At 43.3% G+C, this 19,834-nt stretch carries 34 protein-coding genes; all 34 read right to left on the bottom strand.

Annotation, left to right across the window (positions count from 1 at the left end):
- Positions 1 to 193: 193 nt before the first annotated feature.
- The 34 genes from KUA46_RS04085 to KUA46_RS03920 all read right to left on the bottom strand — a co-directional run bounded on the left by KUA46_RS04085 (position 194) and on the right by KUA46_RS03920 (position 19,829).
- Complete coding sequence (locus KUA46_RS04085) at positions 194 to 1,480, bottom strand: IS1380 family transposase (RefSeq protein ID WP_434725798.1); 1,287 nt, start codon at positions 1,478 to 1,480, stop codon at positions 194 to 196.
- A 130-nt stretch (positions 1,481 to 1,610) separates the two neighbouring features.
- On the bottom strand, positions 1,611 to 1,814 hold the full coding sequence (locus tag KUA46_RS04080; RefSeq protein WP_218487758.1) for a hypothetical protein: 204 nt from the start codon (positions 1,812 to 1,814) through the stop codon (positions 1,611 to 1,613).
- A gap of 4 nt (positions 1,815 to 1,818) precedes the next feature.
- Complete coding sequence (locus tag KUA46_RS04075) at positions 1,819 to 2,406, bottom strand: DNA-directed RNA polymerase subunit alpha C-terminal domain-containing protein (protein WP_218487759.1); 588 nt, start codon at positions 2,404 to 2,406, stop codon at positions 1,819 to 1,821.
- Positions 2,407 to 2,414: 8 nt separating this feature from the next.
- Positions 2,415 to 2,732 (bottom strand): helix-turn-helix domain-containing protein, encoded by a 318-nt coding sequence (locus tag KUA46_RS04070; protein WP_218487760.1) that lies wholly within the window; start codon positions 2,730 to 2,732, stop codon positions 2,415 to 2,417.
- A 45-nt stretch (positions 2,733 to 2,777) separates the two neighbouring features.
- Complete coding sequence (locus KUA46_RS04065; RefSeq protein ID WP_218487761.1) at positions 2,778 to 3,146, bottom strand: hypothetical protein; 369 nt, start codon at positions 3,144 to 3,146, stop codon at positions 2,778 to 2,780.
- 764 nt (positions 3,147 to 3,910) lie between these two features.
- On the bottom strand, positions 3,911 to 4,396 hold the full coding sequence (locus tag KUA46_RS04060) for a hypothetical protein (protein WP_218487762.1): 486 nt from the start codon (positions 4,394 to 4,396) through the stop codon (positions 3,911 to 3,913).
- 170 nt (positions 4,397 to 4,566) lie between these two features.
- Positions 4,567 to 4,995 carry a hypothetical protein gene (locus KUA46_RS04055; protein ID WP_218487763.1) on the bottom strand — a complete coding sequence of 143 codons (429 nt, stop codon included), beginning with the start codon at positions 4,993 to 4,995 and terminating at the stop codon, positions 4,567 to 4,569.
- Positions 4,996 to 5,052: 57 nt separating this feature from the next.
- Entirely contained in the window at positions 5,053 to 6,072 is a 1,020-nt protein-coding gene (locus KUA46_RS04050; protein WP_218487764.1) for a site-specific integrase, read from the bottom strand.
- Between the two features lie 83 nt (positions 6,073 to 6,155).
- A complete protein-coding gene (locus tag KUA46_RS04045) occupies positions 6,156 to 6,674 on the bottom strand; it encodes a hypothetical protein (RefSeq protein WP_218487765.1) in 519 nt (172 codons plus the stop codon).
- Between the two features lie 56 nt (positions 6,675 to 6,730).
- Positions 6,731 to 7,303, bottom strand: a complete 573-nt coding sequence (locus KUA46_RS04040) for a hypothetical protein (protein WP_218487766.1) — start codon at positions 7,301 to 7,303, stop codon at positions 6,731 to 6,733.
- A 65-nt stretch (positions 7,304 to 7,368) separates the two neighbouring features.
- Positions 7,369 to 7,803, bottom strand: coding sequence for a hypothetical protein (locus tag KUA46_RS04035; RefSeq protein ID WP_218487767.1), 435 nt, complete (start codon positions 7,801 to 7,803; stop codon positions 7,369 to 7,371).
- 52 nt (positions 7,804 to 7,855) lie between these two features.
- Complete coding sequence (locus KUA46_RS04030; RefSeq protein WP_218487768.1) at positions 7,856 to 8,560, bottom strand: GP88 family protein; 705 nt, start codon at positions 8,558 to 8,560, stop codon at positions 7,856 to 7,858.
- Between the two features lie 130 nt (positions 8,561 to 8,690).
- Positions 8,691 to 9,083, bottom strand: a complete 393-nt coding sequence (locus tag KUA46_RS04025) for a hypothetical protein (protein ID WP_218487769.1) — start codon at positions 9,081 to 9,083, stop codon at positions 8,691 to 8,693.
- A gap of 232 nt (positions 9,084 to 9,315) precedes the next feature.
- Positions 9,316 to 10,371 (bottom strand): ubiquitin carboxyl-hydrolase, encoded by a 1,056-nt coding sequence (locus KUA46_RS04020; RefSeq protein WP_218487770.1) that lies wholly within the window; start codon positions 10,369 to 10,371, stop codon positions 9,316 to 9,318.
- A 57-nt stretch (positions 10,372 to 10,428) separates the two neighbouring features.
- A complete protein-coding gene (locus KUA46_RS04015) occupies positions 10,429 to 10,881 on the bottom strand; it encodes a hypothetical protein (RefSeq protein ID WP_218487771.1) in 453 nt (150 codons plus the stop codon).
- 32 nt (positions 10,882 to 10,913) lie between these two features.
- Positions 10,914 to 11,159: a hypothetical protein gene (locus KUA46_RS04010; RefSeq protein ID WP_218487772.1), complete on the bottom strand. Its 246-nt coding sequence runs from the start codon at positions 11,157 to 11,159 to the stop codon at positions 10,914 to 10,916.
- 1,352 nt (positions 11,160 to 12,511) lie between these two features.
- Positions 12,512 to 13,777, bottom strand: coding sequence for a reverse transcriptase domain-containing protein (locus KUA46_RS04005; RefSeq protein WP_218487773.1), 1,266 nt, complete (start codon positions 13,775 to 13,777; stop codon positions 12,512 to 12,514).
- A 48-nt stretch (positions 13,778 to 13,825) separates the two neighbouring features.
- Positions 13,826 to 14,056 (bottom strand): DpnD/PcfM family protein, encoded by a 231-nt coding sequence (locus KUA46_RS04000; protein ID WP_218487774.1) that lies wholly within the window; start codon positions 14,054 to 14,056, stop codon positions 13,826 to 13,828.
- 80 nt (positions 14,057 to 14,136) lie between these two features.
- Positions 14,137 to 14,547, bottom strand: a complete 411-nt coding sequence (locus KUA46_RS03995) for a hypothetical protein (RefSeq protein ID WP_218487775.1) — start codon at positions 14,545 to 14,547, stop codon at positions 14,137 to 14,139.
- A gap of 58 nt (positions 14,548 to 14,605) precedes the next feature.
- Positions 14,606 to 14,866, bottom strand: a complete 261-nt coding sequence (locus tag KUA46_RS03990; protein WP_218487776.1) for a hypothetical protein — start codon at positions 14,864 to 14,866, stop codon at positions 14,606 to 14,608.
- Between the two features lie 46 nt (positions 14,867 to 14,912).
- Entirely contained in the window at positions 14,913 to 15,173 is a 261-nt protein-coding gene (locus KUA46_RS03985) for a hypothetical protein (RefSeq protein ID WP_218487777.1), read from the bottom strand.
- Positions 15,174 to 15,226: 53 nt separating this feature from the next.
- Positions 15,227 to 15,355: a hypothetical protein gene (locus KUA46_RS03980; protein WP_256625095.1), complete on the bottom strand. Its 129-nt coding sequence runs from the start codon at positions 15,353 to 15,355 to the stop codon at positions 15,227 to 15,229.
- A 12-nt stretch (positions 15,356 to 15,367) separates the two neighbouring features.
- A complete protein-coding gene (locus KUA46_RS03975; protein WP_218487778.1) occupies positions 15,368 to 15,583 on the bottom strand; it encodes a hypothetical protein in 216 nt (71 codons plus the stop codon).
- Positions 15,584 to 15,637: 54 nt separating this feature from the next.
- A complete protein-coding gene (locus KUA46_RS03970) occupies positions 15,638 to 16,177 on the bottom strand; it encodes a hypothetical protein (RefSeq protein ID WP_218487779.1) in 540 nt (179 codons plus the stop codon).
- Between the two features lie 52 nt (positions 16,178 to 16,229).
- Positions 16,230 to 16,469, bottom strand: a complete 240-nt coding sequence (locus KUA46_RS03965) for a hypothetical protein (RefSeq protein WP_218487780.1) — start codon at positions 16,467 to 16,469, stop codon at positions 16,230 to 16,232.
- Positions 16,470 to 16,527: 58 nt separating this feature from the next.
- Complete coding sequence (locus KUA46_RS03960) at positions 16,528 to 16,992, bottom strand: hypothetical protein (protein WP_218487781.1); 465 nt, start codon at positions 16,990 to 16,992, stop codon at positions 16,528 to 16,530.
- Positions 16,993 to 17,052: 60 nt separating this feature from the next.
- A complete protein-coding gene (locus tag KUA46_RS03955; protein WP_218487782.1) occupies positions 17,053 to 17,271 on the bottom strand; it encodes a hypothetical protein in 219 nt (72 codons plus the stop codon).
- A 62-nt stretch (positions 17,272 to 17,333) separates the two neighbouring features.
- Entirely contained in the window at positions 17,334 to 17,510 is a 177-nt protein-coding gene (locus KUA46_RS03950; protein ID WP_182000813.1) for a hypothetical protein, read from the bottom strand.
- Between the two features lie 268 nt (positions 17,511 to 17,778).
- The gene (locus KUA46_RS03945) at positions 17,779 to 18,048 is read right to left on the bottom strand and encodes a hypothetical protein (RefSeq protein WP_218487783.1); all 270 of its coding nucleotides are present in this window, start codon (positions 18,046 to 18,048) and stop codon (positions 17,779 to 17,781) included.
- 74 nt (positions 18,049 to 18,122) lie between these two features.
- Positions 18,123 to 18,413 (bottom strand): hypothetical protein, encoded by a 291-nt coding sequence (locus KUA46_RS03940; RefSeq protein WP_218487784.1) that lies wholly within the window; start codon positions 18,411 to 18,413, stop codon positions 18,123 to 18,125.
- A gap of 49 nt (positions 18,414 to 18,462) precedes the next feature.
- Complete coding sequence (locus KUA46_RS03935; protein WP_218487785.1) at positions 18,463 to 18,639, bottom strand: hypothetical protein; 177 nt, start codon at positions 18,637 to 18,639, stop codon at positions 18,463 to 18,465.
- 62 nt (positions 18,640 to 18,701) lie between these two features.
- Positions 18,702 to 19,031, bottom strand: coding sequence for a hypothetical protein (locus KUA46_RS03930; RefSeq protein WP_218487786.1), 330 nt, complete (start codon positions 19,029 to 19,031; stop codon positions 18,702 to 18,704).
- A gap of 57 nt (positions 19,032 to 19,088) precedes the next feature.
- Positions 19,089 to 19,286, bottom strand: coding sequence for a hypothetical protein (locus tag KUA46_RS03925; protein WP_218487787.1), 198 nt, complete (start codon positions 19,284 to 19,286; stop codon positions 19,089 to 19,091).
- Positions 19,287 to 19,694: 408 nt separating this feature from the next.
- On the bottom strand, positions 19,695 to 19,829 hold the full coding sequence (locus KUA46_RS03920; protein ID WP_256625096.1) for a hypothetical protein: 135 nt from the start codon (positions 19,827 to 19,829) through the stop codon (positions 19,695 to 19,697).
- Positions 19,830 to 19,834: the final 5 nt, after the last annotated feature.

Below are 19,834 nucleotides of genomic sequence, written 5' to 3'. Positions count from 1 at the left end.
ATATACTTAGTCTTTTATTTTAACCTCAAATCCGCAACCTATAGGGTTTCGTGGGAATTTACTTGTAAAACGACAAAAATTCTTTTATTGTACATATTCCTTGGGCATAACAGAAACGTCGTAAACACAAAATTCCCTTACCCCATAAAGCGACTTGAGGTAATACGCCGGTTTAACCAGAAAAGCATGGCCTTTAACCAAAGTCTGTCTTGAACAGGTTGGCATAAGCATAGTTGTCTGAATAAATGTTCAATACATGCCTACGTGACGTCTTAATCCATTTTGCAGGAACAGAGATGAACTTGAACACAAAGGTCTTGATTCTGCTGGTGGCACGCAATCCAAATTCATGGGTTTTCAATCTCTGCATAATAGCTTTGTAGAAGTTTCTGATGAAAGCTGTCATAAGCAGGAATACAGTATTCTGTGCCATGAACGATTTTGGCAACCGATTCCAGCCAAAGCCATTGTTCATGTCATCGAAGATGCGTTCCTTGCCACCACGAAGATTGTAGAATTCCACAATGTCTCTTGCACTCGACTTGTAATCGTTAGTCAGTATACATCTGTAGGTATATTCGCCTTCCCAAATGTCAAGGTCTCCCTCTATTCGCCTTTGTCTCTGTATGACAAGACGATACGGTTTTCCTTTCCATTTCTCAACAAGGATGGAATTCAGCTCAAATTCAATACCGTTGATTTCAACAGTTTTCCATCCAGTCAAGGCAAACATGGAATCGTAGAAGGAAGAGCATCTGTTGGCACGAATATAAAAATGCCTGCAATGGGCCTCTACCATATCTACGATTTCCTCCGAGCATGAGCCGCAATCCATGCGGGCACGGGATATATATACTTCTGATGCCTCCAGTCGCTTGAAGATTCTTTCCAAAGTCTCTCTTTGGTTGAAGCGCACGTTTGTGTTGCCGTCTCTATTTTCAATACCGACAATCATGTCGTTAATGACTGCCACACCTGGACTATAGCCCAGGAACTTCTTGTAGGTTGGTTTTGCATCATGCTTCTCTGTTTCAATGAACTGATGGTCAAAGTCAAAATCATACTCTTGACCGGATTTCAATTGACCAGTAGCAAGCAGGGCTTTGATCAATAAGCAGTTCATCTTGTCTGCAGTATTGAAATCATAGGAGTTGCCAGAAGCAGATTTATAGGTGATGTTCTTACAAGTCAGTTCTTCGATAGCACGCAATATGGTGTCTGCGCTGCAAGTGCGAAGAGTTGGATGAAGAGACAAATGTTTCATCAAGTGAGTTGTAACATCCTCAATACATGAGCCGCCACAAAGATATACGCACATCAGAGAGCGTAGAATTTCGCTATATTGATAACCAAACATAGTGCATCTCAATCCCAAGGTGGAATCTATGGTTTGAGCTAAAAGAGCATCAAATTGCTCCATAATAGAAAAAATTCCTCCAAAAGGAGTGAGTTTCTCAGATTTTATTTGTACTTTTGCCATGTCATTCAGAGTTTTATTTGTTTTTTATTTGCAACACTAAGATAAGTGAAATTTCTGACATGGCAAAATCCTGAGCAACTTTTTGTTGCTCAGGTGCTTATAAAAAATATTAAATTATAGTGTTGCGGAATTAAGGTTTAAAAATATCAATCAACACAAAAGCACCTAGGAAGAAGAACCAGATGCTCTTCTCTCCGTATGCCCTACTGACGTCAAATCTTACAGTCGGTACTAGGTAATAAGAACCTTTCAGAATATCGCAACTGAAGGCTATCATTCTCTTTTCGGTTCTGATTTCCAGACGGTCAGTACACTTGTTTAGTCTTATTTTCATATACTTAATCTTTTTGGTTTGACAACTTGTTATTGAGTCTGATGTAGAAGTCTTCCTCAGACTCTCCGTTCTCCTTGAAGTCGAGATTGTTTTCCTCAACGAAGTCAAGGATAGCCCAGACGCTCTTCCTGCCAAGATTCCTGAGCTTCATAAGCTCTGACCTTCCCCGGAGATTACGAACCAAGTCGCCTACGGTATATACGTCGAAGCCTTTGAGTGCATTCAGGATGCGGACAGAGAAGCCACAGTCCTTTAAATCCCTGGAAAGGATCAGCGGAGGAAGAACTGCGCTACTGACAGGCTTGTCTCCTTTCGCGCGCCGGTATTCGTCGAAGCTTACCTGTAGCGACTTGATTACCTTCTTCAGGCGCTCAACCTCATACTGCAAGGTTCTGTTCGTTGAGAGCTCAGCAATGGCAATATCCTCGTTGTAGGTGAGTTTATTGCAAGTCTTTTCTACAATCTGCCTGATTCTCGTTGCAGACACGCCGTACTTGATTGACAGTTCGTCATAGGTCATTCCGTTAATGATGTCCTTGAGAAGACTGGACTCACGATAGGTCAGATTCGGTAATACACCAAGATGTGACATTGCATTAATTACACCGAACAGAGCATGCCTACGGCGTTTGCAGCCAGCTTGCCGTTTGCGGTAGCTCTGTCTCTCAGTTCAGTGAGCTCTACGTTGATTGCGCGCTTGCGATACTCGACTTCCTTGAGCTTCTCGTCAATCATCTTCTCGTTTGCTGCAATCATCTTGTATTTCTGAGCATATTTCTCGATATCCTCGCTGTTGACATACAGGATGCCGTGTTCACCTACGTAGCTTCCAAGGATGCCTTCCTTGATGTAGTTGCTGATAGTCTGTCTTGATACTCCCAGTATCTCGGCAGCTTTGTTTCTTGTTATTCTTGCCATAGAACTAATGTTTGTAGTATTTAACTAAATGTCATATTCCTGACATTATGAAAGTTTGCAGACAATCTGATCTTGCGCAACCTTGTGACATTCTCTGGAATTGTAATCTTGGACAACATACATGATTGCCGGGCGTCCTTGTGCCATCATGGCTTTATAGCTACCAAGCACCTCTATAATCTCACAAGGTATATCTTCATATATAGGACTACCGATTCCGACTTTTACAATATCTCCAACACGAAACTTGGAATTTCTTACTGCGTACTCGGTTGCCAGATTATTCATATCTTCTCTAAATTTGTTACATAACGCCATACGGCGGTTAGTAAGCTCATCAAGTGGCATCCTACATTTCTCTACGAGCAAGCCGTCAGGGGACTTTATTCCTATCTGTCTTGTATCATACTTCATAATCTCTACAATTTATGATATTAATATTCTTTTTTAAAAAGGTTATATGAAACAGGCAATAGACCTCTGAGAGAGTGGTTCTCCCCCTTACCCCCATCAGTCATTGAAACGATGAGAGCTTGGTAGGAATATTCCACTCGAAGTTACATGAACCCAGTATAATGAGCCCCTTCGGTCGGATCGGTTGCCAAATCGTACAGCACCTAATCTAAGCAGCTTTCTAGGTACGCCTAGCCCTGCCCGCCTTCTGCCTTCAGTTCCTGCGGTGTCACCATGCACCTCTTGTGACGTGGGTTTAAAGTCTGTGTAGCCGAGTGTATTTAGCCGACAAGCCACCAAGACTACCTGTCAGACCGAAAAAGGAAGAAAACCCTATCCTTTGTTCGTGTTGCGCTCCGAACTCTGGATAGGGTTTCGTATAGGGAAGTGAATAATCACTTAAATATACTCAATATGTCCGCTGCTTAGTGCGCAACTACTAACAAGCACTGCAAAGATACGACGATTTTCTATTCCGTGCAATATTTCTGTTTTCACCATAAACCGTACTTATTAAAGTAAAAAGTGAGGACAAACGTTTTAAAGATACTGGTATAGCTAGATGTTTCAAGCGAAGTAAAAACAGCTGATTGCAATATTCATTAAAGTACAGAATATTTACAATTAACGTAGTTTAAGAAAAAAGTGTGATTTTCGTTGCTTTTTGGTGGTTATCTTAATAAAATAGCCGCCTATCTGTTAAGTGATAAGCGGCTAGTTGTGGTCTAGAACTTCCATTCTATTATCTTGTATTGTACATCAGGAGATTCTTTCTTCATAGCTAAATATCGCTGCTTGTTACAAATTCCGTTCGATTCAACTTTCCTTATTAGTTCCTCTGCCTCATCTTTATCTCCAAACAAGTCGGCATCAATTCTTGAATTTGCATAAAACAATCCTGGACGACCGAAGAAGTTGCTTGTAACGACCGCAATCTTTTCGTGGTTCTCGTTGTAAACAGCCACGTAATACACATTTCTTCTGCCGGGAATAACTTTCGAAAATTTCGATTTTAGTTCCTTGAATGAGATTTCTTGATGAGAAGCGTTATCTGGAAAGCAAAGGGAAATCGATTCTTTTAATTGCTCGTCAGTTGGACAATATATGTAGTCAGCAAGAATCGCCTCTCCAAGATTATCGCACTTGCTAATGTCGAATAGTAAACTCTCGCCGTCATCAAGAAGTGTAATATGTTTTGTTTCTCTTGCCATTCGCTAATGACTTAACCGTGCTGTCGAGGGCTGTATGGGTTATTAATTGGCAGGAGCCGAAGCTCCCTATTTTTGGCTAATCGGGGCCGTTTAAAAAAATCCCCTCCTACCCTCACGGGCAAGAGAGGACACTCATTTAAACAATCTAGCTATGAAAAACTAGAAATATCTTATTTCCCGCACTTAACAACTTCGAAAACACGATGCTCTCTGTCGGCGGAAAGTCTATTACCTTCTTCATCGCATATGTGGCCATCTTCGTTGACCCATAGCTTCTGGTTGAACATTTCTTCGCACATTCCCAGGATCTTAAGATATTCCTGTGCCTCGAAGATGACGTTCTTGCCATCACGCTCTGCCCTCTTGAAGTTATCGATAAGATCTGGATTCAGGTCAGGTGCAGTGATATCGTACTCATCCATTTCATCGTGATAGTGGATGTTGAGAATCTCCAACTCTTCCACCATTGCGGAGTTCGTACCAATCTCGCCAGTCAGAGCCTTCATAACGGTCTCCTTTTCTAGCTTTTCGTACTTCTTCCGACACTCATTGATGAGTTTATTCAACTCTTCTACTGTATAATCTTCTACCATATTCATTATTTTAATTGGTTAAACAATGGCAGGAGATGGCTTCTAACCACCTCCAGTTTTAGCTTAATCCTCATCTATACCGTTATCGAGGTCTTCTTCATAGACGCCGAACAATCTCAGTGTATTGCTGTCAATCTCGGTCTTACCGACGATATAGCGCTGTGTCATCTGGATATTCGGCATACCGTTACTAGTATGTCCCATCATGACGGCAATCTGCTCCAACGGCACTCCCTTCTTTGAGAGATTCGTTGCGAACGAGCGTCTGCCGGTATGGGATGATACGAACCGATACTTCTTTCCGGTCTCTTCCTTTCCAGCTTTGAACACCTTTGTATTCGTATCTATTCCGCAGTCACGACAGATATCGCGGAGTGCTCTATTGAACGTCCTTTCACCTATCTCACCCGGAAGAGGCTCGTCACCAGTACCGCATACGAGGAACTTGCGGAGCTTCTTGTGAAGTGGAACCCTTACCTCGGTCTTTGTCTTCTGAGTAACATACACGAGGAAGTGTCCGGTATCATCTATGTTCTCTTCCGTCATTCTCTGGCAGTCGCTGTAACGTGCGCCACAGAGACATTCCATGATAAACATTCTCTGAACATATCTTTTTGTTTTCCCGTGAGGGTTGTACTTTATGATTCTGTTTATCTCCTCATCAGAGAGATATACAGACTGGACCGGCACAGCCTTCGCTCTAAGTATTCTGCCGAACGTAGGACTAGGAATTTCCCTGGTAGCATCGTTCTCACGTATCACAGCCTTGATGGTTGCACATACGGTTCTTGCCGAGTTAGGAGCGTAGTTCTCCTGGATCTTCTCGAAGAGGTCGCGCAGATTGTCGTCTGTGATGTCTTCCCATAATGGCTTATGTCCAAGCATCTCTTCGAACATCCTTACAACCTTAATAAGCTTCGGATATTTCCAGATGTATGCGCCATAGAACGTGTCATGCCTCCAGGCGTTGCTGTGATAATTGGCGAACCAACCCTGCTTGATGGCAGTCTTGTACTTCTGCTGCTGTGTGTAGCTAAGAAGTCTCTCCCAATCTCTTGTCTTGATTCTTATTTCTTCTGTCATAATTCTATAATTTTGGTTACTAGTGGCAAAGATACGAAAAGTTTATAATATAAACCATCGTCTTTGCCGTTTTTAACGCTAATTTAACCTTCCGAAGCAGTCTGCTTCTCGACTGATACGAGTCTTAGGGTAGAACCATTATGGTCATTCCACACACGCATGTAGTCTTCCGCCTCATCCAATGCATCTTTATATGATTCTGCCCGGAATACGTACGGATTCTCCTTAGGAATGAAAATTCCATCATTGTAGGCAATCTTATACTTTGCAGCATAGACACCAATATAGCCGTTCAGCTCGTCGTTCAGACTAGTAGCGATGTCTGCAAGAAGGTCAACTGGTATATCGTCATCGATAGCTTTTGCTTCCGGGAACTCAAACCCTACAGAAGTGCATCGGCTATGAATGATAGGGATAGCTGTATCGCTGTCGCCTACTTCTACGATGTTCACCTCCCTGTTGTCGCCGGCAAGTACAGGCCAATCGAACACCTTTCTGCTCACATTGTGCTCTCTCATTATCTCACGGATGGTGCATGCAAGTTCCATCTTTGCTGTTGAACGCAACTCATCAATCTTGTCTTTCAATACTTTTCTATCCATAATCTTAATGTTTTGGTTTAACTTGATGCCCACCGTTTCCGGCAGGCTTGTTTGGCTTAGTCTTTTCTTTCGATATCAAGACCCGTAAGCACGCCTTTCATATAGGCTAATGCCTCTTCCTTGCATTCCGACAGAAACTTCTGGCAGCCATCAATGATAACGCCATACTTACCGCTCGGATAATTCTGTAGAGAGCACGAGTGGTAATACTTTCCGGATTTCTCCTCGATTTCTCCTGCGAGTCGCTTCCCTTCGTCGGTCTCATTTGGACGATTTTCTGGGTACTCATCGTAAAAATACTCGTGCCATAAATCTAGTAGCATATCCTTGCAATCCTCCATATCTTGCAAAATATCCGATAATTTGTATGGCGCGCCGTTAGCACCATGTCCATCCTCGCCAATCCATTTACTGGCTTCCTCGTCAGGATCGAAGTCGCTATAATATTGATACAACTTATCCATGAAGTCAGACTTATTGCCATTCTCGAACCAAATTGTGGCGATGAAATCTTGGTTTTGTGGGGAATACTTCTCTAACTCGACGCAAACCTCACCTCTTTCGTTAGGTGTATCGTCAACATTATAACTCCATCCTAAATCCTCTGCTAATTTTAAAAAATCATTCATATTTTTAATTTTTATTGGTTAATACTGGGAGCGTGAAACAATAATGTTCCACGCCTTGTTCGGCTTTACACCGGCAGAGACACGATGTATTCCTTCTTCTTCTTTCGTGTTCTGCTCTTCACAGTGAATCCACAAAAATCTCTCAGCCACCCGGCAGCATTGCCGATGAAAGGCTCGTTCACCATAAGGATAGGACGGAGCATTCCGTTCTTCTTCATGAACTGATAGTCGGTGAAGTCGAACGGATCATCCAGGTCCTCACTCTTCTTTGCCCATATGTTCACGTCGAGATAGTCAATGAAGTCTCCCTCTGGCGGGTTATCCATCTCGATGAATCTCTTCGGAGTTAGGAGAATCGTCTCCTTAGGCTCATGGGTCATAAAGAAATTCTCTACAACCTCGTTGAACTTGTCCATGTCCATCTGTTTCTGGACAATGCCCTTTCTCTTCATGATGTCAGAAGCTTTGAGCATTCTTGTACCTCTTCTTGCTGTTGCCATAATTCAAAATTTTAATTGGTTAAACATAGTACCCTCCGAAGAGGGCATTTGGCTAGTGTGCGAGGAATCCTACCGCCTGTCCTTTCCCGATAGACCAGCACAACCTATCTTCCTTCAGACACTCTGTGCAGTTTCCGGTACACAGGCGTGTCCCTTCCGGAGCAGACGTTCCGCTCTCGAAGATAGGATGCGCCTCCGGGAATCCGTGGCGGTTATCCATCTTGAGACCAAGCCATCCGCTGAATAGGATATGCATGTTCTCAGGGATTACGTTGCCCTCATCGAGGTACTCGTTGCACACATCGAACATCTTCGTGAACGCCAGGAACTTGGTATCCTTATGTTTGCGAGCAATCTCGCACATTTTGTCAAGATACCATTTGTCCTGGATGTCACCACCGATATGGAATCTGAATGCTCTAGGATAGCGGTAGTTGAGGTAGCCATCAATCTCATTGAAGTATCGTTCGGGATCCTCGTGGAGGATGGCAGAATTGATAGCTCTCGTCTTGATGACCTCCTTGTAAATCATGTCATTGCGCAGGTCGTAGCAGCTCTTGGCACAGATTGCACAGTTACCGCAATCCATGACCGGAATGAGCGATACGGATGGGATTGCTCCCAACTTGTTGTTGCCATCACTGATCTTGACGTGCAGGTTCTCTACATTCTCCAATGCGTTCTCGTAAGCTGCCTGTGCCTTTGACAGACGAGTCTTCATTCCTTCCTTACCTAATGTCCAGTAATTTCTACTCATAATTCTAATTTGATTGGTTAAACTTGGGGAACAAAAAACCGGCGTGTCTCACGACAGACCGGTTTTGAACCATTTAAACAAAATTTAGTTATGATAAGGAGTCAGCCGCTGCTAACGACTGACATGTTGGCTAATCGACATCTACTTTTACATTGTAGTGAAATCTTACAGTAAGGTAGTCTATACCCAGAAAGAATGTATAGATTAAAGGCTCTGCCTGACGCTCGTCGAGATACTGCTTCGTCTCGTAACAATATATGTTATTATTGGACTCGCCTGTTAGCCGTTTGACAATATCTCTGCCCCACTCTGATGTGCTCCATGGGCGTAGCTTCTTAATAGATAGATAGTTTTCATTATACTCTATCATCGTAGGTACACCTCTGACAAATCCCAAGGAGAACTTGTTGCTAAGATATTGCGAATCATCAAAGATAGAATCTAGAAGTGATTCTTCAACGACATTCTTTCCATCAATAGGAGCCTTAATATACTTTCTTGTGTCTACATTAATCTCTTTCATAATCCTTCATTTTATTGGTTAGACATTGAATCGGTTACCGAATCAGTAACCGACTTTTGGCTAGAATGGTCCCCGGCTGGCGCCTTACTCTATAAGTTCGATCTAGAGAGCTTTAGCTCGAAGGATCTCCTCCAGTAGCTACTGGAGGAGATCCTTCGTTGAAGAAGCTCTTGTAAACACAAGCTGCCGAGCCACCATTCTTTAGGCGGCGAACCTTACGTCCTACTGATAATTACTTGTTCTCGCTCTTGTCTTTATTCCACTCAAGAATCTTGCCCTGGACGCTGATATTATTGTCCTTGATAAGCTGCTTGAGTACACCGAGCATCTTCCAACCCTCTTCATCGTAGAGCTTGGCTTTAGACTCAAGTTCCTTCAGAGAATTGGTCTCTGACATCTTTCGTCCGTTCTTCATGAATCTTGCTCCATGGAACATGATGAGGTTTCTCATCGTGTAGTAGGAACCTGAACCCTTGTAGGCAGTAATGAACGCATCAGCCTGCTTGGTATCCCACGCGAGATGCTTGCGGTTCTTGTTGAACTTGCGAACGGCATCGTAGAGTTCCTTGTAGGTTTCTACAGCACTCATCTTGTTGGCAAGGTCACGGAGAGGATTGTATACCTTTCTCTCCAAGTCAGCGACGAAGATGTTTTCGTTTTGAAGACGGATATAAGGATTACCCTTGCAGGTATGCTTGTATGTCTTCTTCTTTTTTCCATCCTTGTCTATCTTGGTAGTGTAGATGCACTTGTCGTCAATATAGCTGCGAAGCTTGTTAATATAGTCAATAGCCATATCGTGTGCTACAACTCCGTTGAACCAGCGATTTCTCGCCTTGATGTTCTCGTAGTCCTTATGTTCGCACATCTTCATCTGAGCGTAGAACTCATTTTCAAGCATGCGCCACTGATACTCGTAGCCCTTGCGCTGCAACACCTCGTTGAATGACTTTCCGTCCTTCTCCATGTCTCGCAACATGTGAAACATCTGGCTCATCACCCAACGACGGAACAGCTTCCAGTTACTTACGTATCCACCCTCGACAATCTGCTTGCCTACCGCATCGATGGTTGCATCGTCCATGTCTACAGGAACTGCTGCGCCATTTTCGATCTTGATAAGCTGGTCGTCACCGAGAGGGAAATATTTACTAGTATCAACACCTGCTGCCTTAAGAGCTTCGAGACGCATCTGCGCCTTGGTCTTCTTACCGGTAGCTGCTGTAGTCTCTACGTTCTTTGTTACGATGTTCAAGTTTTCACCAGTGATTGTTACAATCTGCTTCATAATTCTAATTATTTTAAATTGGTTACTAAAAATTTATTTAACTCTAGTGGATGAGGCTTACGCCCCACCCTTGTTTGGCTCAACCCAGTCTCTGAGGATAACCAGGTCCTTGTCGTTCTCGGACTTCCAGAACCATCTTCCCCATCTGTTCTCCCATGCAAGGTTGCCTCTTAGAAGCTGAATCAGTATGTATAGCTCAAGCTTACATCTAGCTACCTCCCGTCGCTCACCATACATCATATCTTCGTCTGAGAGCTCTTTCTCTGGCAAAGACTTGAAATAGTAGCGGTGATGGGATTCAGAACGCTCCGAAGGCACAGAATGCTTGTATGCCTTATATCTCTGTTCTATTGCGAACAGGACTACTGCATGAGTCAGGTAAGGTGTATCTTTCGGCTTATCTTCCTCGGACATTACTATCTTACCATTCACCCTACATGTTCTCTTCTGGAAGTTGATGGTGAACTTAGCACCATTCTCAACTGCATTGATAATCTCGTCGTATGTCATAATTCTATTGTGTTGGTTAATAGGGATAGTGCTTATTCTAGCACTATCAAATTGGCTTCTTCGAGTTCCTCCTTACTCAGTACATCTTCGTCTTCTCCGATGTGGATATAGAATTTATCTCCGTTCGCCCACTCCATTGCACGCATATACAACCAGTTAGCATCCTCGATAGAGAATCCGTCTGCACTTATAGAATCAAGCATCTCACCCATGCAAACTTCTGACGTTTCGTACTCTTTCTTGATTTCCTCAAGCTTCTTTAGTAATTTGCTGTTCATAATTCTTAAATATTGGTAAATAGGAGTGCGCTCAGAGAATCTGTTGCGTAACTATAAGGTCTTGATTAATACTGTATCTGAGTCCTGACGGATCCAGGTAATCACCTGGATGCTCAGGATGATTGATACCGTATTGTACAATCTATTCTCCTTGCGCACAATTCGGCTCGCAATAACCTAGTCTGACTCAACCTGATACGTTGCATTGCTTTAAGTTTTTGATTAAGGGCGTGGCATTGTTATGAAGCCAACCTCAGGAAGCGTACGCTTCCCCATCCTTGGCTTCAGAATCAATGAAACGCTCGATGAACTCTCAGAACTTGTCAGACATCGCTGCAATGCGCATGACTTATCTCATGTATTATGTTGCATGGATATATGTTCTTGATTCGATCCCGTGTTTGGATACCTGCGCCTGCGGGGATAACGGCAGGCGGCAGGTATACCACTCACGGGATATAAAACCTCATACTCTTGATAAGTCGTGATGCAATTCACATGGTTGTTTGTAGGTACACTCATAGGGCTGTTGCCTTCCTCTATCTTGACGATTGAGGGAGCTGATATCGCGGGGAGCATCGTTGCTCTAAGGATGTCTCCCCGCGAGTTACAAAGCTCGTGATATAAATGATTCCTCCTCGTGTACCTCGTTTGGCAATAACGTTGTCTTTATCTGAGAGCGTGGCACGTAGCTGTAGCAGCTTGATTCGAGGGCTGTTATAAGCGCCGGCTGACGCTGGGAACCCCCAGCGTCAGCCGGCGAGCACAACAGTCACTCATAAATTCACTCTCCTCTAAAGACTACCCTCGTGCTTGGGTTATTCTCTGACCGATGGCTCGGCACAATACTTTATGATTCTGATTTGACACAGGATTCGCCAGACTCAGGATCCTGGGACGTCGTAAGTAGTATACGACGACGTCCTGGATCCAGAGTCTGGTTAAGAGACCTGTTTCATAAACTTCAGTCATCCGTCAGGGATTGGTGGTGTGCGCCACCTGTGGAAGTCATACGGACTGGCACATTTCTGTACTTCGTTGATGAGCTACGCCTTGTGCGTCATACGAGGGGCCCGAGGTGTCTCAAGTTGCAAACTTGGATAACTCGGTTCCCTCAGATGATGTTATAGAGGCGTCGCCTGAATCTGTCCGTCCTTCTCCAACGTCCGTGTGCTCGGTTACAGAGTCTGCCGGTCAGAAGATACTGCGCATAGCTATATCAGATTGATAATATCCGGTTTAGGACGAGCGTAGGACCCATCTCATTGAGATGAGGTCCATGCACTCCGCAACCGGGATATTTAAAACCTTGTGTCTTCATTTCGGCAAAATCCTTGCGCTAGGATGCTCATCTACAGAGTATTCACCAATGTGTTGTACGCTGCCCTGCTCGTCCGCAAGGCATTCTGAGCACAGCCGATTGATAGATACCCCTTGATTTCGCTCTCTGTCTTACTCCTGTTGGCTTTCACGTTTCTGCCACGACCTCGGTCTATGCAACCTACAGCCTGAGTCTTCACGTATCCGAGACCACCGACCTTTCTCTTGCCTGTCTTGACCGCACGGATGCAGTCCATGACGAATGCGTTGAGTTTGTCGATGTCCTCTTTCACGTTGATGACCGGAAGAACCTGAGTGGCCCATGAGTAGTCGCAATATCCCTTGTAGAGATACCTGTTTACTGAATTGATGGCTTTCGTCATCGTGGTGTCACGCTTCTTTATCGTCCTTTTCTCAATCTCCTTCTGAAAGGTCTTGATACGTGTGGACGACAGGGAGATATTGGGACCCTTGATGGAATATCCCAAGAACTTAAACCAGTGATTAGCGTCAAGATACTCAACCTTCTTCGGATTGAGCGTCATCTGCATCATCTCCAGCTCGCTCTTCATGATATCCATGGCTTTCTCATAGTCTTCACCGACAAACAGCGTATCATCTGAATAGCGGACGTAATATCCGTTAAGCTTAGACAGCTTGTCGTCAAGATGATAGAGTATGACGTCAGCCAGCCATGCAGCAACAGAACATCCCTGCTTGAGGGACTGATACTTCTCGCAGAGGTTGTTATCCTCATCAAAATAGATGTCTGTGTGATAGTAGTCACGGATGACATCTATCAGCGCAGACTTTCCGTGCTTCTCCTCTACCTTGTCGAATGCCCAATCGATGAACCGAATGGGCACAGAATCAAAGTACTTGGAGAAGTCACCTTTCCATCCGATGATTTTACCATCTGCCGAGTATATTATCCGAGAAACATCTTGCACCACACGACCGCAGCCGATACCCTTTTGGTATGACGTACAGCGTGGATGCACCATCTCTGGCATCAGCTCGAACAAGAGGTCGTTTGCTATGCTCAAGAGGATTCTGTCTACAGCTTCATTCACGTAGACCGTGCGGAAATCTCCGTTGTCTTTCGGAATCTTTGCTGTATGTGGCGGCATTATCTTGTAATTGCCGCTCTTGATCCTCTGATACATAGCCAGACGAGCCTTTGGTGTTGTCAGCTGATACATTACTGCTTTGTCCATGTCCTTGAATAAGCCTTTCTCAATGGCATACTGCCATCTGGCTTTCTCGAAGAACATCTCTAGGATTCTGTCTTCATTCATAATTCTTATGTTTTGGTTATTGGTAGGGAGATTACTCTCCCCGTTTGGCTAGTCGATATGCTGATAAACATCTCCTCCCTGCTCTTTTTCGTTGTCAGCATATAACTCCTGATTAGAGTCAAGTTCTATTTCTTCGTCTACGAAATTATTAGAATCAAGGACGATGTTGCAATTATCGTAGGCCTTTTGTGTCTTCTTTACTGCCTCTTCCTCGCTCTCAGCATCTACGCTGACAATCTTGTTTAAAGTCTCTGTGACTGATACGTAATATCTCTTCATAATTCTTGTAATTTTGGTTAATATTGTTCCGTGTCGGGTCTCGAACCCGATGTGCGCCTGTCGCTCACGGATGATAGATGTTAGAGTCTCTTGAGAGCAGCTTCGATGTCTGCGACTTCTTTGTCCTCAATCTTCGATATTTCTTGTAATATTTCGTCCAAGTGAGTAACAAAACCAAGTGCATCTACTACGCGACCAACCTTCACATTAAGGTCATCAGCAGCATGTATGTCGCATATACCAAACTCTTGCAACAAATAGTAAATGGTGCCACTCTTTCGCGCAAGAAGAATGCGTTTAATACAACTTATTTGCACGGTAATAACTCTGAAGGTAATACCACTGCGAGGGATGAAGATTTCTGTCATGTCAAGCTCAATGAGCTTATCGCATATAGCTTTCGCCAGTTCCTCGCACTTTTTTTTCAGTTCTTGAGACTTGTGTGCGTAATCGTCACGTCCAAGTACTTTCCACATTTCTTTTTTCTTCATAATTCTTAATAATTTATTGGTTAATAATGTCAGAGGGATTGCTCCCTCCGTTTTTAGGCTACCACTCTTTGTTGTAAGCAAGTTTTCCTTCGCCAAATTTACGCATTTGGTCTGTAAAATCCTTGAAATTTACTCCTATTGCCCACTGCCCACCATAATGATCGCAGGCTATATAATCCTTGCCATACGACGGACCGCATCTTTTACAAGTGTATATCCACATCTTTAGTTTCCCAACGATAATGGTATATCCATCTTTCAAATCACTATAAGCTGCACGTAAATTTGCCGTGCGAGTTCCTAAATTAACTTGTGTCATAATTCTCTTTGTTTAATTGGCTATAGTGATAGCCCGGAGGCTATCTTTAGGCTAATGCATTCAGCACTCTGTGAGCGTTGTATGCGACAGGATTGCTGTATTTCGTCTCTGCCGATATTCTGCGCTCACAAATCTCAATGCATCTCTCGTGTGCAATATTCTCGGACAAGGCATCTAACTCGATATGGGTGCTGCCAGATGATGACTTGCCCACACAATACTTGTGCCCGTCACGATAGCACACGATTCTTCTGTTCACTCTGTAGATAGTTCTACTTCCCTTCTGTGAAATTGTAATCTTTCCCATAATTCTATTTAATTGGTTAATGGAAGAGGAGCATGCAAGCTCCCCTTGTTAGGCTACTCCTTCCACCACTCTGCAACATCAGAGCGCTTCAGGTTTCTCTTTTCTAAAAATTCCTTCAGAGTACTACAATATGTATTCATGCTGTAGAAATCTCCTTTAAGTCTTACTATTACCTGCTTCATGATCGTATAAGTTTAATTGTACAACATTGCTTTTCCCTTACACTCTCTGAGCTTGGCAAGCAGATACTTTCTGTCACTGCCGGAGAATGAATCACGCACGAATTTCTCGCACTTCTTCTTCGTCCAGAAATATTCGCTCTCCTTCTTTTCAGGAGACACGCAGAACCACATTCTGCCACCTACAACATCACAAAGACCTACGTAGGCAATACCTTTCTTGAAATCCATAATCTAATCATTTAAATGGTTTAACATTGAATATCCCCATGCTAGGGGACATTGTTAGGCTTCCTCATAATCTTCCTCCATCATGGAGTGAACCTCTTCAAGCTCGTTCGAGAAATTGTACTTGATGTTGTATGTACCGAAGGCTTCGAAATACCACTCTTCAAGATATTCTCTATCCTCGTTAGCCTGTTCGCTGTCCTCTGCGGCATCAAGTCTGGCTACCATCTGAGGATACAAATCGTAGTAATCGTCGCCATCGTAGTCCGTCGCCCAGAACGTACCTGTAACGTGTCTAGGATAATCGTTGTACAGATTGGCAAAATTACCATCCATGCGCTGGTCGTTAAGATGGAGATATTTCTTCATCTCTCTGTTTACCTTGTGAGTAAACTCCCATGCAAGAGACTGGATATTCTTTCCGTACAAATCGGCAATGTATTCTTCTAGATCATCTGCGTCATCGAAATTCTCCAGGCATTCGCGATAGAGGCCTTCGATTGTCTTGGCAAAGCTTTTTACACCGATATAATCGGCTACTTTTTCGATAACCTCACCCTTGTTGTTCATAACATATTCCCAAATATTCTTTTCCATAATTCATCTGTTTAATGGTTCATAATGGTTCCCCACGATGATGTGAGGAGTTTTAGCCAAACAAGATAGCGTCGCCATAATTTCTGTAGAAATATCTGTGCGCTTCAAACTCGTCTGTTTCTGGAATGTCAGACACTTCAAGTTTGCCTGTATCCTTGTGTACTATGGCAATGGAAAATGTATTGTCGTGCATCCATTTGATGAGATCAACACGCCTTACCTCGTTCTCTGCTGAATTCACGATTTCACACTTCAGCAAATCGTCATTCAGGATTTTCTCTAAATCACTCATAATTCTGTAATCTTTGGTTAATAGAAATCCCCACCCGCAAGAGTGAGGATTGGTTTGGCTAATCACCGAAATCGCTTTCGTCCTGATCGTACCACCAGTCCTGGAATCGATTCGCAACCTCTTCCAGTGCATACTTAGCAAACGTGTCGTAGATGTATCTGCTCTCACCCTCGTTAAAAGGAGCATACAGAGCCTTGCCAATAGCATCATAGGTGACAGATTTGTCGTCCTTGAAATTCCCGAAGCCCTTAATCATCGTGATAAGGTCTTCTCCCAAATCATCGGCAAGCTCGTGCATATTCTCCATGATAGCACTCTTGTTCTCGTTCCAGAACTTGCTTGTCTGATAAGGATAACAGAATCCAGTGTACCCGTCATTTGCATTTCTGCAACTATCGAGAGAATTAAGCAGTGTGTCTTCATTAACACCGCCAAGCTGCTCTACTACGGCATATGCCATCTTTACGAATGATGGATTATCATTTTCCTTGATAAACGCATCCCATACTTTCTGTATATTCATATTTCTGTATTTTGGTTGATAATAGAAACGAGCAAGCGCACCATACGCTTACCCGTAATTTTAGCCGAAAACCCAGATAGCCGTAGTTCTTGCACAAATGGCATACAGCTTTCCGCTGTGACCACGGAACAGCATTCCGTTGCATCCGTACACACCGGAAGAATAGCCTACCTGACTATATTCTTCTGGGATGGCTGCACGGCTAGAACTGTGTGTTATATCCTTGGCAGCTCCTACTCTAACGAGTCTTTTCAACTCTTTCTGTGTCATTTTCTCCATAATTCTTTAATTTTGATGGTTTAACATGGTTTCTGTGCAGATAGACTGCACAGAATGTTTGGCTAGAACTTGCGAGGGCGCATGCACGATTGCTCAATCTCCTGAGCTTTCTTGTCTGCACGTGCTACGCGTCTGAAATACTCGCTCTTGTCGAGGTTCTTGCGTCTGCACTCCTCGCTGATAACTGCCTTGTGACTCGCTACGAGTCTTGCAAGGAACTTTCTGTCTCCGTCTGTCATAATTCAAAATTTGATTGGTTAATAATAGAAGCAGGACACAAAACGTGCCCCGCTGTTTTGACTACTTGTCACCGCACGCAATACTATGAGGGCAGCAATGAATCTTGCCATCCATCAATCCGTGAAAGCAGCACCCTACACACATCTCTCTGTGACTATATCCCACTCTCGCTCTATTCCGTGTCTGTCAGTTACTCTTACTGTTTCCATAATTCTAATATGTTTTGGTTAATAGAAGGCAGCACATTATCGTACTGCCCAGTTTCGGCTAGAGATTGTACACCGGACTTTCTGAAGAATTCAGAATAGAACTGCCGGTGAGGATGGAGAACGCACAAGGGTCGAAACTCTCGATTTTCTTCATGCTCTCTATTTTCTTCTGTATCTCAGCACGTATGGATGACAGACTCAATCTGCCGTCGATAGGCATAATAGAATCCATGCCTACCATTTCCACAATACTGAAATCATCTGTAAATCTCATGTTCACAAGGTCAAACTTATTAATCTTGTGGTAAAATTGTACCCATTTGCTCATAATTCTACATTTTTGGTTTGTAGGAGAGGGAGTTTTATCTCCCTCAAATTTAGGCTGTGTGATCAACGGAAAAGCTATGATGCCTGATATAAGACGATAAAATTCAAAAACTTCGTGTACCTAGAATCTATATCCTCACGGCTTTCGTATACGCACAAATGTACAAAAATGTTGTTCTGCATTTCGCCACACTTCATAATAGCGGCATACGCTGTGACGTATTCCCCATTTGGACCGACGCTTACATTTATTGTCAAATGATCGTTACCGAATAAATCACGCTGCATCCCCTGCAATCTAGGCAGGATTACGTTACGCAGATAATTTCTGCTATCTTCCAATTTAGGATTCTCTAATTTCTTCATAGTCTAAAATATTGGTGAATAGTATGCGTGACAAATGCCACGCACATATTTAGCTCATGCACAATACTGCAATCTCAGAGAAGCTCTTGGAGATAGCCTCCTTGCTGCGATAATCTCTGTAACCCCTTGTATTGTTGTTGTGCCACTGGCGTGCGGCTATTTTTATCTTCTCCATCTCATGCATAAGCGCACGCTCAAAATTCTTCTGTGATTTTCTGTCGAACATAATTCAATTTGTTTAATGGTTTTACATAGTATGCCCAGGAAAATGCCTGAGCACATTTTTGGCTACTCGTACTTGTTGAGCAGGAAAATCAGAATAATGCCATCGCCATTCAGGAGAGTCTGGCTCTTGTTCTCGTCATTTATTATGTTTTCACATATTCTCTCAAAGAACGGATACGGGTCTCCGGCAATACTCTTGTAATACAATGCCATGTACGTACCGGGGATGAGAGGATAAGAGCCCTCAGGTTCTCCACCGAATACGTCACACGCCTGTGTATTGATCAGGACACGACGTATAGAGAAATTTCCCTCAACTTCCTGTGCGTCCATTCCACGCAAGATGCCTATAACATCATTCTTGCTCAAATCTTGCTTTAATATTCTATCCATATTTCTCTAATAATTTGGTTAATAGAAGAGAGGAGCGGAAACTCCTCTCTGTTTTGGCTACTTTCTGAGACCTACGAACGTTGTAGCTCCCTCTGCTGTGTAACTGCCGTTTAGTTCCAAAATCTCGTTCGCCTGGCTGATAACTGTCTTTCTCAGCATCACGTTTGCTCTGAGACAATTTACGAGAGTAACTGAAACCATTACTAATGCAACACACACTACGGCAAACAATGCCACGAAAATATTCTTCTTCATAATTCTGTAATTTAATTGGTTATATTATCGTACTGCCTAGATTTCTCCAAGCAGAATTTAGCCAAATGTTTCCAAGCACAATTTTCGTACTTGCCAAATTTCTCACACTCCAGGCAGGATGAAATTCTCCAAGCGGAGTGTGGATCGCCACAGCTCGCGGAAATACCACTTGCCCTTTTTCGTACTGCTCCAAATATGCACAAGCAGAATCCCATAAAAAATTCCAAGCACATTCAGGAGAATTATCGTACTTGCCAAGCAAATGAATATTGGCGATGCCTGAATAAATCCAAGCACAGTTATCGTACTTGAATAAATAATCTGTCTTGCTTTCATATCTATATTTTTTTTGGTAATTGTTCCGTAGCCACACACGACAATTATCGTACTGGCTACAGATTTTTAGGCTCACGCCACGCAGAATAATGTAAGCACACCATTCTTTAGCGACCCGAATTCTACGTGACTCAAAATCTCCTGAGCATCTGCAATGATACTCTCAACCTCGCACATATCGAGGCATTTAATTCTCAGCGTACTCATAATTC

Origin of the sequence: Segatella copri, assembly GCF_019249765.2 — a bacterium.
In the GTDB taxonomy this organism is placed as follows: domain Bacteria; phylum Bacteroidota; class Bacteroidia; order Bacteroidales; family Bacteroidaceae; genus Prevotella; species Prevotella copri_K.
The sequence above is the reverse complement of the archived record's forward strand: the minus strand, read 5'-3'. Positions and strand labels throughout refer to the sequence as shown.